The 18,845-nt window shown below is 61.9% G+C and carries 16 protein-coding genes and 1 pseudogene; 2 read left to right on the top strand and 15 right to left on the bottom strand.

Annotation, left to right across the window (positions count from 1 at the left end):
• Positions 1–34 precede the first annotated feature (34 nt).
• The 4 genes from HGP13_RS06265 to glmM all read right to left on the bottom strand — a co-directional run bounded on the left by HGP13_RS06265 (position 35) and on the right by glmM (position 4,886).
• On the bottom strand, positions 35–1,210 hold the full coding sequence (locus tag HGP13_RS06265) for a phosphoserine transaminase (protein WP_172222856.1): 1,176 nt from the start codon (positions 1,208–1,210) through the stop codon (positions 35–37).
• Positions 1,211–1,412: 202 nt separating this feature from the next.
• Positions 1,413–2,195 carry an outer membrane protein gene (locus HGP13_RS06260; protein WP_172222853.1) on the bottom strand — a complete coding sequence of 261 codons (783 nt, stop codon included), beginning with the start codon at positions 2,193–2,195 and terminating at the stop codon, positions 1,413–1,415.
• Positions 2,196–2,434: 239 nt separating this feature from the next.
• Positions 2,435–3,277, bottom strand: a complete 843-nt coding sequence (locus tag HGP13_RS06255) for an outer membrane protein (RefSeq protein WP_172222850.1) — start codon at positions 3,275–3,277, stop codon at positions 2,435–2,437.
• 256 nt (positions 3,278–3,533) lie between these two features.
• Positions 3,534–4,886, bottom strand: coding sequence for a phosphoglucosamine mutase (gene glmM, locus HGP13_RS06250; protein ID WP_172222847.1), 1,353 nt, complete (start codon positions 4,884–4,886; stop codon positions 3,534–3,536).
• Positions 4,887–5,253: 367 nt separating this feature from the next.
• Here glmM and HGP13_RS06245 point away from each other — a divergent pair, with 367 nt between their 5' ends.
• Both HGP13_RS06245 and HGP13_RS06240 read left to right on the top strand, forming a co-directional pair.
• Positions 5,254–6,105: a hypothetical protein gene (locus HGP13_RS06245; protein ID WP_172222844.1), complete on the top strand. Its 852-nt coding sequence runs from the start codon at positions 5,254–5,256 to the stop codon at positions 6,103–6,105.
• Positions 6,106–6,488: 383 nt separating this feature from the next.
• Positions 6,489–6,869 carry a hypothetical protein gene (locus HGP13_RS06240; RefSeq protein ID WP_246707299.1) on the top strand — a complete coding sequence of 127 codons (381 nt, stop codon included), beginning with the start codon at positions 6,489–6,491 and terminating at the stop codon, positions 6,867–6,869.
• Positions 6,870–7,066: 197 nt separating this feature from the next.
• Here HGP13_RS06240 and ftsH read toward each other — a convergent pair whose 3' ends face one another.
• The 11 genes and pseudogenes from ftsH to HGP13_RS06185 all read right to left on the bottom strand — a co-directional run bounded on the left by ftsH (position 7,067) and on the right by HGP13_RS06185 (position 18,789).
• Entirely contained in the window at positions 7,067–8,995 is a 1,929-nt protein-coding gene (ftsH, locus tag HGP13_RS06235) for an ATP-dependent zinc metalloprotease FtsH (RefSeq protein ID WP_172222841.1), read from the bottom strand.
• Between the two features lie 123 nt (positions 8,996–9,118).
• The gene (tilS, locus tag HGP13_RS06230) at positions 9,119–10,513 is read right to left on the bottom strand and encodes a tRNA lysidine(34) synthetase TilS (protein WP_172222839.1); all 1,395 of its coding nucleotides are present in this window, start codon (positions 10,511–10,513) and stop codon (positions 9,119–9,121) included.
• Positions 10,514–10,571: 58 nt separating this feature from the next.
• Positions 10,572–11,687, bottom strand: a complete 1,116-nt coding sequence (gene ybgF / locus HGP13_RS06225; protein WP_172222836.1) for a tol-pal system protein YbgF — start codon at positions 11,685–11,687, stop codon at positions 10,572–10,574.
• 224 nt (positions 11,688–11,911) lie between these two features.
• The gene (pal, locus tag HGP13_RS06220) at positions 11,912–12,418 is read right to left on the bottom strand and encodes a peptidoglycan-associated lipoprotein Pal (protein WP_172222833.1); all 507 of its coding nucleotides are present in this window, start codon (positions 12,416–12,418) and stop codon (positions 11,912–11,914) included.
• A gap of 540 nt (positions 12,419–12,958) precedes the next feature.
• On the bottom strand, positions 12,959–14,026 hold the full coding sequence (locus HGP13_RS06215; protein WP_172222831.1) for an acyltransferase: 1,068 nt from the start codon (positions 14,024–14,026) through the stop codon (positions 12,959–12,961).
• Positions 14,027–14,241: 215 nt separating this feature from the next.
• Positions 14,242–15,552, bottom strand: coding sequence for a Tol-Pal system beta propeller repeat protein TolB (gene tolB / locus HGP13_RS06210; RefSeq protein ID WP_172222828.1), 1,311 nt, complete (start codon positions 15,550–15,552; stop codon positions 14,242–14,244).
• 39 nt (positions 15,553–15,591) lie between these two features.
• On the bottom strand, positions 15,592–16,770 hold the full coding sequence (locus HGP13_RS06205) for a TonB family protein (RefSeq protein ID WP_172222826.1): 1,179 nt from the start codon (positions 16,768–16,770) through the stop codon (positions 15,592–15,594).
• 7 nt (positions 16,771–16,777) lie between these two features.
• Positions 16,778–17,230 (bottom strand): protein TolR, encoded by a 453-nt coding sequence (gene tolR, locus HGP13_RS06200; protein ID WP_027141797.1) that lies wholly within the window; start codon positions 17,228–17,230, stop codon positions 16,778–16,780.
• A gap of 11 nt (positions 17,231–17,241) precedes the next feature.
• A complete protein-coding gene (gene tolQ, locus HGP13_RS06195; RefSeq protein WP_027059218.1) occupies positions 17,242–17,952 on the bottom strand; it encodes a protein TolQ in 711 nt (236 codons plus the stop codon).
• Between the two features lie 260 nt (positions 17,953–18,212).
• Positions 18,213–18,500: pseudogene (locus HGP13_RS06190) on the bottom strand (type II toxin-antitoxin system RelE/ParE family toxin); the annotation flags it as partial.
• 13 nt (positions 18,501–18,513) lie between these two features.
• Positions 18,514–18,789: a type II toxin-antitoxin system ParD family antitoxin gene (locus HGP13_RS06185; RefSeq protein WP_172222823.1), complete on the bottom strand. Its 276-nt coding sequence runs from the start codon at positions 18,787–18,789 to the stop codon at positions 18,514–18,516.
• Positions 18,790–18,845: the final 56 nt, after the last annotated feature.

Genomic DNA, 18,845 nt, shown 5'->3' with positions numbered 1-18,845 from the left:
GGGGAAATGGCGGCCCGCAGGCCGCCATGAAATCTCAGGCCGCTGCTTTCAGCGACGCCTTCTGCGCGGCGAAGGCCCAGTCGAGCCAGGGCAGCAGCGCTTCGATATCTGAAGTCTCGACCGTCGCACCACACCAGATACGCAGGCCGGGAGGCGCGTCACGATAGGAGCCGATGTCATAGGCGACATCTTCCTTGTCGAGCGCCGAAACCAGCCCCTTGGCGAAAGCCGCCTGCGCGTCAGCGTCGAGCGCCGCGATATCCGGATCGGTGAAGGACAGGCATACGGATGTGTTCGACCGCGTCGCCGGCGCGACGGCGAGATGGCCGAGCCAGGATGATTTACCGACAAAGCCATCAAGGACGGCCGCATTGGCATCCGCCCTGGCGACCAGTGCATCAAGGCCGCCGATCGACTTCGCCCAGTGGAGCGCGTCGAGATAGTCCTCGACGCACAGCATCGACGGCGTGTTGATGGTCTCACCCTTGAAGATGCCCTCGATCAGCTTGCCGCCCGAGGTCAGGCGGAAGATTTTCGGCAGCGGCCATGAAGGCTTGTAGCTCTCCAGCCGCGCGACGGCGCGGGGCGACAGGATCAGCATGCCATGCGCGCCCTCGCCGCCCAGCACTTTCTGCCAGGAGAAGGTGACGACGTCGAGCTTTTCGAAATCGAGCTTTTGCGCGAAGGCGGCCGAAGTGGCATCGCAGATGGTCAGTCCCTTGCGATCGGCAGGGATGAAATCGCCGTTCGGCACGCGCACGCCCGACGTGGTGCCGTTCCAGGTGAAGACCACGTCGCGGTCGAAATCGATCTTGGCCAGGTCCGGCAACTCGCCGTAGCCGGCCTCAAGCTTGCGCACATCGGCGAGCTTCAGCTGCTTGACCACATCGGTGACCCAGCCGGAGCCGAAGCTTTCCCAGGCGACCATGTCGACGCCGCGCTCGCCGAGCAGCGACCAAAGTGCCATCTCGACAGCACCTGTGTCCGACGCCGGCACGATGCCGATGCGGTAGTCGGCAGGAACTTGCAGGATTTCGCGCGTCAGCTCGATCGCCTGTTCGAGCTTGGTCTTGCCGATCTTGGCGCGATGGGAACGGCCGAGCGCGGCATTCCTGAGCGCCTCGACCGACCAGCCGGGACGTTTAGCGCAGGGACCTGAGGAGAAATTGGGGTTTGCCGGACGGAGTCCGGGCTTCGTATGCGTCGTCATCGTGGTCTATCCTTCCAGATAGTGGCCCCTCGTTGGGGAGGGGTGGCCCACGGACGGCGATATGCGTTCAGGCTTCGGGCGTCAAGAGGAAAGTTTATGTCGCTGCCGGGATACCGGCGATCCGCGATGAGGATCGCGTGATTTTCAAACGCAAACGGCGGACCGCAGGGATCCGCCGCCAAAATCCAGTTTGTCCCCAAGCCTACCAGAGATCGTAGCGCAGCCCGAGCTTGACCTGGTGATTGCTGATTCCCTTCTTGACCGGAAAGGAGGTCAGGCTTTCGGCCGTCCCATACTCCGCGCTCGGGGCGGAAAAATACTGATAGCCCAGGTCGACGGCAACATTCTTCGTCACCTGGTAGGCAAGGCCGGCATTCAGAGTATAGGCGAGGGAGTATTGTGTCGCATTATCCTGCAGGCTGAAACTGTTGGCGGGGACATTGTTGTCGGTGTAAGTCGCCGAAAGCTTCCGCGAACTGCGGACAAAACCGATGCCGGCGCCAACATAGGGCGTGATTCCGACATATGTGCCGAGATCGACATAGCCATTGAGTATTCCCGAGAAGGCATAGTTCTTCAGCGATCCGGATCCCTGGGTCGGCAATGTCGGCAGTGCTACGACCGCTGAATCGTCATAGCCGAAGCTGGCCTTGTTACCCGGCAAATAGCCGAGGTTGAGATCGGCGCGGAGGTAATCGTTGAAATGATAGCCGAAACCGATGCTCCCGAAGGCCGCGTTGTCGCTCTCGCTAAAGTTTTCGTTGTTGATCGCCGACGGGAAGGTGAAATCCCCATTTTTGAAGCTCTTCTGCACCAGATAGGAGACGTCGCCGCGCAGATACCACCCCGAGCCGACCTCGACCGGCACATAGTCGGGCGCCTGGTCGGCGTAGACCGGCGGATCGTAGTCGGCGGCAAATGCGGGGTCCAGTGGCAAGAGGCCAAGTCCGGCAAGCGCCAGCACAATACGCGATGTGAGTGTCATGATCCCAACTCCCGGATTTGGCGACGCCTGCAATCAACGCGGCAGCCATCGTTTCAGGAAGCATTGTTAACCATAGTGGTTAAGTCGCAGTTAAGGCTAACAGAGCGTTAGCGAATTCATTTCTGCTAATGCATGGGATCCTGATTAACCTGCCGTTCCACGCATTCATTGGCGGCAGCTCAAACGAAAACCGCCCGGTCAAGCCAGGCGGTTCGCGCATATTCTAAGCTGTAACGTTCTTACTTGGTGTAGATCGGCTCGGGTTCGGGCTGGTAAGCAACCACCGGCGCAGCGCATCCATTATTGCCGCCGAACTGATAGCGCAGGCCACCGCGTACCTCGTGGGTGTTGATGCCGCGGTCGAAGCCAGGACCCGCGCTGCTCGTATCCCATTCGAACATACGGCCGCCCTGGATATGGGAGAAGCGATAGCCGGCATCAAGGATGACCTTGTCGGTCAGGCAGTAGGAAGCGCCGGCCATGAGGGCGTAGGCGAAGCGCCAGTTGGATGCTCCGGGATTGGTCTCGGTAGCGCCCGGGGTCGGATCATAGACAGTCTCCCACTTGACATGCGCGCCGCCGATGCCGGCGCCGACATAGGGCGTGATGCCGTGCCAGGTGCCAATGTCGACATAGGCATTGGCGAGCAGCAACAGGGCGCTCATCTTCGACACTTCGACCGAAGATGTGAGGAGATCCGAGGTACCGCCGTTGAAGTTCGACTTGAACCAGTAGTCGGCGGTCACGTCAGCGCGCAGATGATCGCTGATCTTGTAGCCGACGCCGCCGCCGAGCGAGAAACCGCCCTTCAGCTTGGCGTAATCGAAGCTTTTGCCACCAACCAGGATATTACCGCAATTGCAGGGATCGAGGCTGTAGGTCGAATAGTCGATGCCGCGCACATCGGACTTGTGATAGTCGATGTCGCCACGGATATACCAGCCACCGACATCGACCGGCTGCTCGTAAGCCGGCGGCGGTGCCTCTTCGACCTGCGGCTCGGGCAGGTCGGCTGCGAACACTGGCCAGGCCAGGCCCGCGAACAGCAACGCGAACAGGGCCTTTCTTGCTGTATTGAACATGCTTTTCACCCCTAGGAACCCTCGGAACGGCGATCGTGTCCGAATGAGATTGGCTTTCAAGCGTGGATAATGAATTGCAAAAGTTAAAAGGCGTTTAACCCTGTCGATTAACCACGAATCTCTAGAATTCGAAGCATTCGCGGATGATTTCGACAGCCAGGCGGGCCGGTTCCCGGTCAACAAAAAGCCCGCCGGAAGGGCGGGCCTGGATGCGACCGGAGAGCGGCAGCGTGACGCCTCTTGGGCGCGCTGGAGATCAGGCGGCGCTGCGGGTTTCCGAGATAACCTCGACGATGTCGTTGACGACAGCCTCGACCAGCTGCGGATCGTCGCCCTCGGCCATGACACGGATCAGCGGCTCGGTGCCGGAGGGACGGATGACCAGCCGCCCGGCCTTGCCGAGACGGTGGAGTGCATCCTCGATGGCGGCCTTGACCGGAGCTTCCTCGAGCGGCTTGCCGCCGGCGATACGGACGTTCTTCAGGAGTTGCGGCACCGGCTCGAACTTCTTCGACAGTTCGCTGACCGGACGACCCTGGCGCTTGATACAGGCCAGCACCTGCAGCGCCGATACGAGACCGTCGCCGGTGGTCGAGAAATCCGACAGCACGATGTGGCCCGACTGCTCGCCGCCGACATTGAGCCCGTGCGCGCGCATATGCTCCACGACATAGCGGTCGCCGACCTTGGTACGGTGCAATTGCAGCTTCATGTCGCCGAGGAAGCGTTCGAGGCCGAGATTGGACATGACCGTGGAAACCACGCCGCCGCCGGCAAGCCGTCCGCTCTGATGCCAGGATTCGGCGATCAGCGCCATGATCTGGTCACCATCGACGATCGCGCCATTCTCGTCGACGATCACGACACGGTCGGCATCGCCATCGAGCGCGATACCGATATCGGCGCGCACTTCATGCACTTTCTTCTGCAGGCCGGCCGGATGGGTCGAGCCGCATTCCTTGTTGATGTTGAAGCCGTTGGGCTCGACATTGATGGCCACGACTTCGGCGCCGAGCTCCCACAGCGCCTCGGGCGCCACCTTGTAGGCGGCGCCATTGGCGCAATCGACGACGATCCTGAGGCCCGAGAGCGACATCGAGCGCGGCAAGGTGCGCTTGGCGAATTCGATGTAGCGGTCATGCACGCCGTCGACGCGCTTGGCGCGGCCAAGCCCGTCAGAATCGGCGAGTGCCAGTTCGATATCCTTGTCGAGCATGCTCTCGATGCGCTCTTCGATCTCGTCGGAGAGCTTGTAGCCGTCCGGACCGAACAGCTTGATGCCATTGTCGTAATAGGGGTTGTGCGAGGCCGAGATCATGACGCCGATATCGGCGCGCAACGAACGCACCAGCATGGCAACGGCCGGCGTCGGGATCGGCCCGAGCAAGAAAACATCCATGCCGGCGGCGCAAAGACCGGCCACCATCGCATTCTCGATCATGTAGCCCGAAAGCCTGGTGTCCTTGCCGAGAACGACACGATGACGGTGGCTGCCGCGCTGGAACGAAAGGCCTGCGGCCATGCCGACGCGCATAGCGATTTCAGCGGTCATCGGAAACTTGTTGGCGCGCCCGCGAATGCCGTCGGTGCCGAAGTAATTTCCTGCCATGCTAGTTAGAGTCCCTGAAGGTTCTTTGCCGGCATCTCATGCCACAATTGGCCGGTGCGCCATGATCACATTGTGTGATTATATGTTACCAATCCTTAGAAAATCATTGTTGTGCACCGCACACAACAAAGCCGCAGCCTAACATGACGACATTGTGGCGCCGCAATATACCAGTTCTGCGAGCTATTCGGCGCGGATGCACGCGGAAAATCTTGTTTTTGACCCGTAAGGAACAATGATTTCATCACCTTATCGGGAGAAGCCAGGTCCCGGCGATATATACCTCACTTAGCATCTGGCGCAACCGACCGTTGAGCGTTATTGATTCGCAGGGACGTATAATGGGCTGCTGCAACGGAGAAACGCCATGCTCATCCACCGACTTGCCACTTTGACCGGCCTTGCCGTAGCGACGTTGTTCCTGGCCGCGCCAGCCAACGCGTTGACGATGGCCGAATGCAGCACGAAGTATAACGCCGCCAAGGACGCGGGGACACTTGCCGGGGCAACCTGGAACCAGTTCCGCAAGGCACAGTGCGGCACCGACGCCGCTGCCACCACGGACACCAAGCCGGCCACGACCAAGGCTGCCGAAACCAAGCCGGCCAAGACCACCAAGGCTGCGGCCGCGGCGGCTGACAGCACGGCCAAGGGCCTGACGGCCAAGGAATGCAGTGCCAAGTACCAGGCGGCGAAGGCTGCCGGCACGCTGAACGGCCAGAAGTGGAACGACTTCCGCAAGGCCGAATGCGCCGCCGGCGCGTCCGCCGCCGCCGATACCACCAAGCCGGCAACCACCAAGCCGGCAACCACCAAGGCTGCCGCGGCTGCCGCCGACGGCAAGGGCCTGACCATGGCCGAGTGCAGCGCCAAGTACCAGGCTGCCAAGACGGCGAACACGCTGAAGGGCCAGAAGTGGAACGACTTCCGCAAGGCCGAATGCGGTGCCGCCGCGTCCGATGACGACAGCGTGCCTGCTCCGAGTGAAGCAAACTACACCAAGGAGCCGGCAAAGCCGACCACGGTTGCGCCCAAGGGCGTCACCTTCCCGTCCGCGATCTCGGCGAAATATGCCAGCGAGACCCCCGGAAAGGGCCGCATGCACACCTGCCTCGACCAGTACTATGTCCTCAAGGACGCCAACGCGCTTGGCGGCCTGAAGTGGATCCAGAAGGGCGGCGGCTTCTACAGCCTGTGCAATGCCAAGCTGAAGGGCTGAGCCACGCATGGTATTCCCCCAGATCGATGAGGCATGAGCCGGTTGAGATCGAATTGAAGTAGACGGAAAATCTGGCAAGGACCGGCAAAGGCCCGCGATGCATCTGCTTCGCGGGCCTTTTGTTGCGCGCGACGACGTCCGCCGCCTTGCCCGCATCCGTATATCGCGGGAGCTGTCGGCATCATCAATTCGCCCACACTGCCCACCGCCAGGCTTGTCGGTAGCTCCCAAAGATTTTTATTGAACATACCAGGAACAAACAGTATACAAAAAGACATTAGCTTGTTATCAACCAGGAGGATCTTATGCTCAATTTGAAATTGGCGGTATTGGGTGCGACGGCATTGGTTGCTTGAAGCGTCGGCCCTGCAAGCGCACTGACGATGAAGGAATGCGGCGAGACCTATCGGACAGCCAAGGAAGGCGGCACTCTGAACGGCATGGACTGGGCCGCTTTCCGCAAGGAGAAATGCGCGGCTTCCGCTGCGGAGAGTGTCAGCGCGGATACCGTCAAAACCGCGCCGCAGCCGAAAAAGGAAACCGGCGCGGCGGTCGCCCCCACTGTGGCGCCGGCGGGCGTGACATTCCCGACCACACTCGCCGCCGAGTTCAAGACAGAAAAGCCCGCGAAGGCGCGGATGAAAACCTGCCTCCAGGGTTACCACGGCAACAAGGAGGCAGGTACGTTGAATGGCCTTCGCTGGATACAGAAGGGCGGCGGTTATTACAGCCTGTGCAATGCGCGGCTCAAAGCTGAATCATAAAATCGAATACGGCGGATAAAGCAGCTCACCGTTTTTCACGCACACGTTCAGCCGTGATCCCCGGGCTTGTCCGGAGGATCTGCTGTCCGCCCTGGGTTAGAGCGTTTCACCGTTTCATGGAAACGGCGAACCGCTCTAACTCTTTGTTTTGACGCGATTCCAGACGGAAAACCGCTCACACTTCTCCTGGAATTGCTCTAGCCCTGCGGCTGCGGCTCCATGCCGCCTTCGGGCTCGGGGCCCTTCTTGCGGCGGCCACCGGACTTCGGCACGGCCGAGCCACGGCTGGTCGGCGTATCGTCGCCAAGATCGCGCGAGGGCTTCTGACCGGCGATCAGCTGCTTGATCTCTTCGCCAGACAGCGTCTCGTATTCGAGCAGGCCCTGCGCCAGCGTGATCCATTCCTTCTTCTTCTTGGTCAGGATGGATTTGGCCGAGACGTAGGCCTCGTCGATCAGGCGGCGCACTTCGGCGTCGATGATCTGCGCGGTCTCTTCCGAGATGTTCTGCGTGCGCGCCACCGAATGTCCGAGGAACACCTCTTCCTGGTTGTCGCCATAGGCGACATGACCGAGCTTGTCGGAGAAGCCCCAGCGCGTGACCATGGCGCGCGCCAGCTTGGTCGCCTGCTCGATGTCGGAGGAAGCGCCCGAAGTGATGTTCTCCTTGCCGAACTTGAACTCCTCGGCAACGCGGCCGCCCATCATGATGGCCAGGCGCGAGATCATGTACTTGTAGCTCATCGAATAGCGGTCGCCTTCCGGCAACTGCATGACCATGCCGAGTGCCCGGCCACGCGGGATGATGGTGGCCTTGTGCAGCGGGTCCGCCGACGGCACGTTGAGCGCCAGGATGGCGTGGCCGGCCTCGTGATAGGCGGTCAGCTCCTTCTCGGCCTGGGTCATCGCCGACGAGCGGCGCTCGGCGCCCATCATGATCTTGTCCTTGGCGTCCTCGAACTCGGCCATGGTAACGAGGCGCTTGTTGCGCCGCGCCGCCATCAGCGCCGATTCGTTGACCAGGTTCATCAGGTCGGCGCCGGAGAAGCCCGGCGTGCCGCGTGCAACGACCTTGAGATCGACATTGGGCGCCAGCGGCACGTTGCGCACATGCACCTTGAGGATCTTCTCGCGGCCGACGATGTCGGGGTTCGGCACCACCACCTGGCGGTCGAACCGGCCCGGACGCAATAACGCCGGATCGAGCACGTCGGGACGGTTGGTGGCGGCGATCAGGATGATGCTTTCATTGGATTCGAAGCCGTCCATCTCGACCAGCAGCTGGTTCAGCGTCTGCTCGCGTTCGTCATTGCCGCCGCCGAGGCCGGCGCCGCGATGGCGGCCGACGGCGTCGATTTCGTCGATGAAGATGATGCAGGGCGCATTCTTCTTGGCCTGGTCGAACATGTCACGCACACGGGATGCGCCGACGCCGACGAACATCTCGACGAAGTCCGAACCAGAAATGGTGAAGAACGGCACGTTGGCTTCGCCGGCGACCGAGCGGGCGAGCAGCGTCTTGCCGGTACCGGGAGGGCCGACCAGCAGCACGCCGCGCGGAATCTTGCCGCCGAGGCGCTGGAACTTCTGCGGGTCGCGCAGGAACTCGACGATCTCTTCCAAATCTTCCTTGGCTTCATCGACGCCAGCGACGTCCTGGAAGGTAACGCGTCCATGCGCCTCCGTGAGGAGCTTGGCCTTCGACTTGCCAAAACCCATGGCGCGCCCGGATCCGGACTGCATCTGGCGCATGAAGAATATCCAGACGCCGAGGATGAGGATCATCGGCAGCCACGAGATCAGGTAACCGAACAGCGAATTGGAACCGTCGGTTTCAGGCCGCGCATTGATGGTGACATTCTTGTCCTGCAGCCGAGAGACCAGCTGGGGATCGCCGGGCGAATAGGTCTGGAAGCCGGTGGAATTGTCGGTGTAGGTGCCGGTGATGCGGGCACCCGCAATGGTCACCGTCTTGACTCGGCCGGCCGCGACATCCTGCAGGAACTGCGAATAAGGCACATCGCTCGAAGCCCCGCGCGTCTGCGGCGTCTGGAACAGATTGAAAAGAGCGATGAGCAGGACCGCTATGATCGCCCAGAGCGCGAGGTTGCGATAGTTCGGATTCATCAATTGTCCCGTTGGCGTCCGCGGACGGACAGCATCATGAGAGGAAACTTGGGCCTAACATAGGGAGAGCGCCTCCCCTTGCCAAGCAGAACAGCACGTATGGGTTAAGCTTTCGACCAACCATCAATCGGCACTGTGGCCGCGCAATGGCGGCGGGGGAAGCGGCGACGCGCCGATCAACCCCGCGACGGCCCGCGCCGGCGCCAGATCGAAGGACGGCAGAAAGCGGGCAAAAGGCGACACGACCGGCCGCACCACGAACCCTGCCGACCCTGGCTCGCCCTGCGGCAAGCCAGGGGTTTCAAAGGCTTGCTGGGATGTCGGTTCCGCAGCCAATGCAGCACGCATCAGGCTTACCGGGATTTCTCCATCATCGATCTCCAGGCGCTTCGCTGCGGTCGCACCCAGCGGAGCGATCAACAATCCGCCGGAGCTGTCGTTCAATGTGATGTGGCGACGGCCATCCCAGATGGTGTTGTCGACAGCAGCAGTGGCGAGCGGCAAACCCCGTGCCTCGCGGCGCAGGAAGATGCCGGCACGCCGGAAATCAACCACGGTCCGCGACAATGTGGCGCAAAGAAATCCGCCCTTCAGCCGATCGAACAACGCCTCGCTGCGTGCCTGGTCCGGAAGAAAGGCAGCGCCACCGGCGGTGGCCAGCAAAATACGCAACGCGTGGATGGCCGCCCGATCGTCGCCGGCCGAAAGCAGGCTTAGGTCGAGGCGGATGAGACCCGTGGCCGGCTGGCTGGCAAAGCGATGGATCAGATCGGCGGCGCCGGCGCCAAGCCGACTGCGCTCCACGGCGGCCTGGCCGGCGAGCAGCAGCCTGCCCTCCATGGACTCGACGCTCTCGCCGGCAAGCGCGGCGCGCACGCGTGGCCGCTCGAAGGCCAAGTCGGTGTTGGTCGGATCATCGGCCCAGCCGACATGTTCACGCCGCAGGAAATCGCGAAGTGCTGCGCGCCGCGTGCCCAGAAGCGGGCGAACGATCCACTCGCGCCAATCATAGAGCGTGGCTGGTGCCATGCCGGCAAGCCCGCGGCCTGCGACTTCGGCAAACTCCCGGCCCTCATCCCGCGCCTGCCGCATCAGCACCGTCTCGGCCTGGTCGTCGGCGGTATGGCCGGTGACGATCAGGCCGATGCCTTGCGCGCGCGCCGCTTCGGCCAGCAGCCGGTAGCGCGCATCCCGCGCCGCCGCCGGCAGACCGGTCGATGGCTTGCTTCCGGCCCAGGCCAGGGTGCGGTGGGCAATGCCGCGCTCAGCGCAAAGCTTCGCCACGGTCTGCGCCTCGGCCGCCGAACCTTGTCGCAGGCCATGGTCAACCGTCACGGCCAGCAGCTTCGCTGACGGCGCGGTTCGATCGAGATGCAGTTTGAGAAGGAGAAGCAGGGCCGTCGAGTCGCTGCCGCCAGACACGGCCGCAACGGCGCCGTGGCTAAAATCGATATGCGAGAAGAGGCTCTTCGCATGGGAAAGAAGGCTGGTCGAAAGATCGGCCTCAGTCGCGAGCATCAACGCATGTCATCCAAAAGTGGTCCCGGTTTTGGGACTGAGACATGCGTAGGAAAAATCAGCACGCAGCCAGGGCCTTCTCCTGCTTGACGCGTTCCTTGAGTGCATTGGAGATATCGGGGTAGCGCTTGCCGACCTCGCTGAAGGTGGCGCAGGCGACATCGTGTTGCTTGAGGCCGACCAGCGACACGCCGAGCTTCAACAGCATGTCGGGTGCCTTCTTGGCCTTCGGGTAGTCCTTGCTGGCGGCGAGGAAGACTTCGGCCGCGTCGCGGTATTTCTGCTGGCCAAGCAGCGATTCACCCAGCCAGTAATGCGCGTCCGCCGTCTTGGCATCTTTGGGGAAGCGCGAGATATGATCGCGGAAACCCTGTTCGGCCGTGCTGTAATCGCCCGACAGGATGAACTGATAGGAATTGCGGTAAAGCTCTTCCGGGTCCTTGGTGGAAGGCAGCGCCGCGACGATGGTGCCATTGGACTTGCCGGCCTTGGCCGGAGCGTCGGTGGCCGGGGCAATGTCTTGCGCCGGCGCGGTTGCCTGGGTCTTGCCGCCGGCGTCGATCACATTGCCGTTCTTGTCGACGGTGATCGAGCCAAAAGTCTTTTCCGGCGCTCCCGTGCCGGGGATCACCTTGCCGGGATCGCCATCGGGTGATTCGACGATGACATCCTCAACCGTCTTGCCGCCGGTCGACTGATCGCTGCCGGTCGCGGCGCCGGCATCGGCCGGCGCCTGGGTTGCCGGAGCCGCGGCCACGTCGGTGTTGGTGTCGGTGGTTGCGTCGGACTTCTTCTTCGGTGCCGCCGGTGCCTGTCCGCCCTGCGAGCCGCCTTCCAGTTGCTGGAAGCGGAACTCGTTGTCTTCCTGCTGCTTGCGGATCTGCTCCTGCATCTGCAGGACCTGGAAATTGAGTTCCTCGATCTTGCCGTTCATCTGCCGCAACTGGTCTTCCAGGCTGGTGACGGCAGTAGGATCGGACTGCACCATCTGGACCTGATCCGGCTTCTTCTTTTCCCCGAAAAGACTGGGCAGCTCGATGCTGGGCAGATGGAAGGAAAAGCCGCTGTCGGTTGATTGCCCTGTGCCACTGGCCCCCAGGCCACTAGCCGGGGCGATGACGCCTGATAGGAGCAGCAGCGCAAGCGTGCCGCTCAGAACCGATCTCAAATGCATGTGCCTCTCGCCGTGTGTCGTTAGTCTGTTTCGCGCCTTCCAACCAGAGTGGGACCAGCCAAGCGCCCTCGGCTCATAGCAGGGCGCGAGACTTCGGCCAAATTTTGTTTCAGGTGTCCGGATATGAAAAAGGCGGCCCGAGGGCCGCCTTTCGCAAAGGTGTGTTGTATTTTTGTCGCTCGACAGCGGCGCATCTTGCGACGCGCCGATCGGCTGTATCCGGCTCAGGAACCGGCGCCGCTGAGCGTTGTGACCGCACGGCGGTTCTGCGACCAGCAGGAGATGTCGTCGCACACAGCGACCGGACGCTCCTTGCCGTAGGAAATCGTCTTCAGGCGGCTGGAAGCGACGCCCTTGGAGACCAGGAAGTCGCGGGTAGCCGCGGCGCGGCGGGCACCGAGCGCCAGATTGTATTCGCGCGTGCCGCGTTCGTCGGCATGACCTTCGACGACGATGGCATACTGCTTGTACTGGTTCAGCCACTGCGCCTGGCGCGAAAGCGTCGTCTGCGCGTCGGCACGGATCGAGGTCGAGTCCGTGTCGAAGAAGATGCGGTCGCCGATATTGACGGTGAAGTCCTTCGCCGAGCCGGGCGTTGCGGCACCGGCACCGTTGAGGCCAAGGTCAGCGGCATTGTTCGGGGTCTTCTTCGAGGCGCAACCGGTGATGGCGAGCATCGCCACCAGCGCGATCATGACCGGGTTTCTGGTAAGTGCTGCGATACGGCCCATGCCGCCTCTCCTTCGTATTTCGAGTGATCGTATTCGAGTGATTTCGTTGATCACCCAGTAACCACGTTTGGGTTAACCGGCATTCAAGAAACACGGTTAAAATTTGGTTTAGGCTGCCCGTCCGCAACCTCTTGATCCGAGGCCACAGTTGGCGCGGACCCTAGGCGGAAATACGGCCAAAACACGACAAAGGCGTGGAAAATGAGGAATTGAGGAGGTGGGGAATTGAAGAACTGAAGAGAGAAATCACTTTAGCTTCTGTCTGAGATTCAGCAGCATTTCGTAGATGCGGGCATAGGGTAGATGCGGGCATAGGATTGTACCCATTCGTCGCGTTGCGCCTGCAAGATCCATTCCAGGTCGAGCACGTAAGGGATATCCACGTCTCCCGTAGCGCGACAGCCGGTTTTGATTTCTCGACAGCGGGTTTTAGCCTCGCGCGGCACTGTATGATCGGCACTTAAGTCCCCGTTGAGAGGGCCTTGAGGAGCGCCCGGCAGGAACAGTGGCTTCACAGCAGGCATCGTTGATGCAGAGCCGTCAGGCCCGAAGTGATTGCGGCGGCGCGTCTTGACGACGCGCCGGTTTGAAGCGAAGCGCCGGCTTCTCGATGAACCGCCACGAGAGCCACGCCGCCGCCATCGTCGCTGGCAAGGCCAAGGCGGTCATTTCGTACCCATTTAGGTCGGGTCCGACAAAATGCCGGATTAACTGTGTGATCGGCCAGCCGTAGAGGTAAACGCCATAGGAAATGTCCGTCCCTTCATAGAAGCGGGGCATCGGGTTGAATGCCGCGCCGCCGAACCAGATCAGCGGATAGGCGACGAGAAAGCAGAAGGCCTGCGGCAGGACGCCGAAATATGCAGCCGGGACGAGGCCGGTGAGAGATGCCAGAGCGATCCATCCGCTCGGCCGGTGACGCTGGACCAGCCAGTTCATGAGAATGCCGCAGCACAGCGATGGCAGGACCAGCAGCAGTTCCGAGATCCATTTCGTCTTCACGGAATAAGCATAGGCCATGGTCGCGACGATGAGACTAATGACGATCGCGATCATGACCGGTTGCAGCCGTGCCTTGAACAGCGAGGCAGCGGCCATCAACCCGATCAGCACATAGCCGATGACCTCAATCCGGATGGTCCACAGCACTCCGTTTGCAACACTTGGCAGCCAGTCGGCCTCGTTCAGCTTCGGATAGAAGGTCACATTGGCAAAGTAGAAACCCGCGCTGTGCAGCGAGACGATCTGCATGACCAGGTTGAGCACCGAACCGTCAATGACGAAGGCCAACGGCCCGTCGGCAGCGAACGGCGGGCAGACCAAATAGGCGACAACCAAGGTGCTCACGACCAGCGCCGGCGCAATCCTCAAAAATCTCTTGAGCATGAAGTCGGGGAGGGTCGCGGTGCGCTTCGCGCTCTCGGTTACCAGAAAGCCGCTGAGAATGAAGAAGATGAAGACGCCGTAGATGCCGGTCACTCGTCCCGTGCCTGCCAACGGCTCTGTCGCTTCGGACCCCGTGGCTATCAGAAACGAGTGCGAAAATACGACCGTGCCCGCCGCGAACAGCCGCAGCGCATCGAAGTTCCGGTAGTGTGTCGCCACCATTGACGATCCCAATCCCCGCTGCACAGAAGCCTTCGACGCGCACTGGCCGACCAGTTGCGTATTGCTCAATCTTCGGGAAAGCGAGCGTGGCTCTATGTAGGTCGAGAGAAACCGTATCAGCGCGCTTATAAACCTCTAGATCCTTCGCGCGCTTAATGTAGCTGCCCGCCTTCTCCCATTCTTCAGTTCTTCAATTCGCCAGTTCTTCAATTCCTCTATTCCAACAACGGCGACCAGGCCGGGTCCGAAGCGAAATTCGCCGTCGGGATCGATTGCTCATTACGCCCGGTAAGATCGACCGAAACCAGTTTTGGCCCCCCTGCGGAATCGCGGAAGAACATCAGCACGCGGCCATTCGGCGCCCAGGTCGGTCCTTCCTGCTGGAAGCCGGACGACAGGATGCGCTCGCCCGAACCATCGGTCTTCATGACGCCGATCTGGAATTCGCCGCCGGTCTGCTTGGTGAAGGCGATGAGATCGCCGCGTGGCGACCACACCGGCGTCGAATAGACGCCGTCGCCGAAGGAGATGCGGGTCTGGCCCGAGCCGTCGGCGCCCATGACATAGATCTGGGCACGGCCGCCACGGTCGGAAGTGAACACCACCTTGCTGCCGTCGGGCGAATACGAGGGCGAGGTGTCGATGGCGGTCGAGTTGGTCAGCCGCGTCGTCGAGCGGCTGCGCAGGTCCATGGCGAAGATGTTGGAATTGCCGTCGTCGCGCAGCAGGCTCATGATCACCTTCTGGCCGTCGGGCGAGAAGCGCGGCGCAAACGTCATGCCAGGGAAGTTGCCGACCAGCTCGCGCTGCCCGGTCTCGATCTGCAGGAGATAGACCCGCGGCTGGCCGCTTTCGTAGGACATGTAAGTGATTTCCTGCCGGTTCGGCGAGAAACGCGGCGTCAGCACGATCGACTTGCCATCCGAGAGGTAGCGGACGTTGGCGCCATCCTGGTCCATGATGGCGAGCCGCTTCTTGCGGGCGTTCTTGGCGCCGGACTCGTCGATGAAGACGACACGCGTGTCGAAATAGCCCTTCTCGCCGGTCAGCCGCTCATAGATCGCGTCGGCGATGATGTGGGCGACGCGGCGCTGATTGGCGTCGTTGGCGAAGAACTGCTCGCCCGCCATCTGCTGACCGGCGAAAGTGTCCCAAAGCCGGTACTGCGCACGGATGCGCCCGTCTGCTTCCTTGCTGACGCTGCCGGTGACCAGCGCCTGGGCATTGATCACCTTCCAGTCGTCGAAGCGAGGGGCGGCGTCCGGGTTCGTAATCTTTTCGATGAAAGCGCTCTTGTCGATCGGCGCGAACAGCCCGGAGCGCTTCAGGTCAGCGGTGACGATCTGGGATATCTGGGCGCCAAGCGCGTCGCCGCCCTGGAAATCCGTGATGGCGATCGGCAGCGGCTCGACATTGCCCTTGTTGACATTGAGCTCGACGAGCGCCAGCGCCGGCAGCGTGCCGGCAGCGGTCATGCCCATCGCCATTGCTGCGATCATCAGGAGCGGCTTGAGGATTGATTTCATGTCTTCTCGCTTCTCATACTGATTTTCGGATGTCAGGGCCTAGAGGCCCAGCATCTCCCTTGGATCGAAGGTGACCCGGATGTCGTTCCAGATGTCCTGCTTGCCGGCCGGAACCTGCAGGCCGGCCACGTCGCATTTCTGAACCGCGCGCACCGCGCTTTCATCGAATTGCCGGTTGCCGCTCGACTTTTCGACGGACGGGCGACCATCGAGTTTGCCGGAGTTGTCCAGGTTGAAGCGCACGACGACGACGAAATTCTCTGAACCTTCCAGCCCGACCGGCAAGGTCCAGCAACCACCCAACTGGCTCTCCAGCGCGCCCTGCTCCGACTTCGACAGCTTTTGACCCTGATCTTTGTCACCGCCAAGCGACGCCTGCTGCGTCGAACGCTTGGCGCCGCCGCCGGATGGCTTCTGCTTGTCGAGCAGGGCCGATATCTCGTTCGCGTTGAATTGCTTGTCGTCGGACTTCGGCTTCGACGAAGCGTCCTTGACCGGCTTGTCGGCATCCTTGCGCTCCGGCGCCTTGGCGCTTTCGGCCGGTGCCGGCTGCGGCTTCGGCCGCGCTTCAGGTGCCGGCGCCGAACTCGGCAGTTGCGTCTCTTCGGTCGGCGGGTCCTTGGCTATGGCCTCGGGGACCGCATCCGGCTTGACCTCGGGCGTCGGATCTATTGCCGCGGTCTTGTCCTGCGGCGGTGGGGTCGGGGGGGGGGGGGGGGGGGGGGGGGGGGGGGGGGCCGGCGTCGGCTTGGGTTCCGTCTGCTTGACCGGCTCGGGCTTGACCTCTTCCTTGGGCGTCGGCGCCGGCGCCACTTCCGTCGCCGGAATGGGCTTGGGCTTTTCCTGCGGCTTCGGCACGTCCTCGGGCTTCGGCTTTTCGGTCGGGGTTGGCGCCGGCGGCGGAGCCGATGTGGTGTCGACCGGCTTCGGCTTGGCCTCCGGCGTTATCGGCTTGTCGGTGTCGACGCTGTTTTCGCCGACCTTCTGCGCAGCCGGCACGATATCGGGACGCTGCGTCGGCAGCGGCGCCGGCTTTTCGTGCATCACGGCCTTCTTGTCGCCCTGCAGCGTCTGCGCAATGGCTTCCATCGGCACGATATCGACCGCGACGGACTCGACATCGGCGGACGGAAGCGCGGCCGGCGCCGACAGGGTGAACAGGCCGAAGGCCAGCACCGCCGCGTGCAAGATCACCGATGTGGTGAGGCCGGTCTTCATCTCGCGTTTATTGATCCTGTTCCTGCAGCGAAACCAGCCCGATATTCTTGTAGCCAGCGGCCGAAATGCGGGCCATGACCTTCATCGCAGTGCCATAGTCGGTAGACTTGTCGCCACGGATGAAGATACGTTCCTCGTAACCGGTCTTTGAGATCGCCTGCAGCTTGGCCACCAGCTCCTCGATCGGGATCTCGGTTTCCTGCAGAAAGATCTTGCCCGTGGCATCGATGGAGACGGTGATTGGCTGCGTGTCGGCATTCATCGCCTTGGCCTGCGTATCCGGCAGGTCGATCGGCACGCCGACCGTCAGCATGGGTGCGGCGACCATGAAGATGATCAGCAGCACCAGCATCACGTCGACCATCGGTGTGACGTTGATTTCCGACATCAATGCATGGTGACGGCCGCGCCGCCGGTGGCCGCGCCCGCCGCGTCCCCCCATGCCTACGGACATACCCATCTCGTTGCTCCTCAGGCCTTCGGCGCGACTTTTTCATCGATTTGGCGCGAGAGTATGGCGGAGAACTCGTCGGAGAACCCTTCCATGCGCACAGCGATCTTGCTCGCATCCGATGACAGCTTGTTATAGGCGATGACGGCCGGGATGGCTGCGAGCAGGCCGATGGCCGTTGCCAGCAGCGCCTCGGCGATGCCGGGCGCGACCACAGCAAGGCTGGTGTTCTTGGAGCCGGCAATCGCCTGGAACGACGTCATGATGCCGATGACCGTGCCGAACAGGCCGATGAAGGGGGCCGCCGAGCCCGTGGTGGCGAGGAAGCCGAGGCGTCCCTCCAGTTTTTCCATCTCGCGGGTCAGCGCCAGGTCCATCGCCTTGTCGATGCGGGTCTGCAGCCCGAGCGGCGTCTTGGCGCCCTTCTCGAAGCTCTTCTTCCACTCGCGCATGGCGGCGACGAAAATGGCGCCCATGCCGCTGGTTTTGCGGTCGGCGAGCGTGCGGTAGAGTTCTTCCAGCGACTGCCCGGACCAGAAGACCTGCTCGAACCGGTTGAGCGCCAGCCGCATGCGGCCATAGGAGACGAGCTTGTCGACGATGATCGCCCAGGTCCAGACCGAGGCGCAGAGCAAGCCGATCATGACCAGCTTGACCACCCAGCTGGCCGAAAGGAACAGCGACCAAACCGACAATTGCGCGCCCGGATCGGCGAGTGCGATATTTTCCATCTTTACGTCCTTAAGATTTTCCGAGCAAAGCTGGCGGCTGGCCCATGGCATCCCTTGTGGTCGGTTCGCGCGAAGCTACCGTGACAACCCCAAACTGTGCCGTTGACGGCCTTTTCGGGGCAAATATTGGTGAAAGGAAGGCGTTGGATAGCGCCAATCTTCACCAATCTCTTCATGAACCGTTATGGTTAAGGATGGGTTAGTAAATATGGCGCGGCGCATTGCCGCGCCCGGTGGCGGAGCCGATGCGCTTCCATAGGCTAGGAGCCCGTCTCGTCCACGTGGTGGGGGTAGTCCTGCCCGCCATAGAGGACACGCAGGATGAGCACCTGCTTCCCGTCGACCCGGGACAGGATCGACGCGCGACGTTCAAAGCCGACGACGCCGATACCGGGGCCGATGGCGTCACGAACGACGCCACGTTCCGGGAACGTCGATAGCGCCATGCACGCCGCCTCAATGCGGTCGATATAGCCACCGGCACACGCGGCACCGCTTTCCTTTTCAATGTAGTTGTAAATGGCAACGAGGTCGGACTGCGCCGAAGGTCTGAAAACGACCTTATGCGTGACGCTTGGCGGCCTTCATGCGGTCTGCATGGTGCTCGCGCAATGCCTTGAACACGTCCTCGGCCGGGATGTCCGGGCGCGGATCGTCGAGAGCTTCCTGCACCTTGGCCCGCATGACGGAGGCGATCACCTGATCCTCACGGTCAAGGGCACGAAGCGCGGCACGGATGACTTCACTCGCGGATTCGTACGCTCCCGACGCCAGACGGGCGTCGACGCTGCTCTGCTGGCGTCCGAGCGTTACGCTTATGGGCTTGCTGGTTCTCATGGGGATTGTTTCCTTGTCCTCGCCATTAGCACAATGTATGACACTGTCATACCCTT

The organism is Mesorhizobium sp. NZP2077 (assembly GCF_013170805.1).
Taxonomy (GTDB): Bacteria; Pseudomonadota; Alphaproteobacteria; order Rhizobiales; family Rhizobiaceae; genus Mesorhizobium.
This window is presented reverse-complemented; position numbering and strand designations above follow the sequence as displayed.

Excerpts from the sequence above, each read along its gene's own strand:
- HGP13_RS06245 (WP_172222844.1), top strand. The coding sequence starts at position 5,254 with ATGCTCATCCACCGACTTGCCACTTTGACCGGCCTTGCCGTAGCGACG.
- ftsH (WP_172222841.1), bottom strand. The coding sequence starts at position 8,995 with ATGAATCCGAACTATCGCAACCTCGCGCTCTGGGCGATCATAGCGGTC.
- HGP13_RS06255 (WP_172222850.1), bottom strand. The coding sequence starts at position 3,277 with ATGTTCAATACAGCAAGAAAGGCCCTGTTCGCGTTGCTGTTCGCGGGC.
- HGP13_RS06185 (WP_172222823.1), bottom strand. The coding sequence starts at position 18,789 with ATGAGAACCAGCAAGCCCATAAGCGTAACGCTCGGACGCCAGCAGAGC.
- tolR (WP_027141797.1), bottom strand. The coding sequence starts at position 17,230 with ATGGGTATGTCCGTAGGCATGGGGGGACGCGGCGGGCGCGGCCACCGG.
- HGP13_RS06240 (WP_246707299.1), top strand. The coding sequence starts at position 6,489 with ATGAAGGAATGCGGCGAGACCTATCGGACAGCCAAGGAAGGCGGCACT.
- tilS (WP_172222839.1), bottom strand. The coding sequence starts at position 10,513 with ATGCTCGCGACTGAGGCCGATCTTTCGACCAGCCTTCTTTCCCATGCG.
- HGP13_RS06260 (WP_172222853.1), bottom strand. The coding sequence starts at position 2,195 with ATGACACTCACATCGCGTATTGTGCTGGCGCTTGCCGGACTTGGCCTC.
- glmM (WP_172222847.1), bottom strand. The coding sequence starts at position 4,886 with ATGGCAGGAAATTACTTCGGCACCGACGGCATTCGCGGGCGCGCCAAC.
- pal (WP_172222833.1), bottom strand. The coding sequence starts at position 12,418 with ATGGGCCGTATCGCAGCACTTACCAGAAACCCGGTCATGATCGCGCTG.
- HGP13_RS06265 (WP_172222856.1), bottom strand. The coding sequence starts at position 1,210 with ATGACGACGCATACGAAGCCCGGACTCCGTCCGGCAAACCCCAATTTC.
- tolQ (WP_027059218.1), bottom strand. The coding sequence starts at position 17,952 with ATGGAAAATATCGCACTCGCCGATCCGGGCGCGCAATTGTCGGTTTGG.
- HGP13_RS06205 (WP_172222826.1), bottom strand. The coding sequence starts at position 16,770 with ATGAAGACCGGCCTCACCACATCGGTGATCTTGCACGCGGCGGTGCTG.
- HGP13_RS06215 (WP_172222831.1), bottom strand. The coding sequence starts at position 14,026 with ATGGTGGCGACACACTACCGGAACTTCGATGCGCTGCGGCTGTTCGCG.
- tolB (WP_172222828.1), bottom strand. The coding sequence starts at position 15,552 with ATGAAATCAATCCTCAAGCCGCTCCTGATGATCGCAGCAATGGCGATG.
- ybgF (WP_172222836.1), bottom strand. The coding sequence starts at position 11,687 with ATGCATTTGAGATCGGTTCTGAGCGGCACGCTTGCGCTGCTGCTCCTA.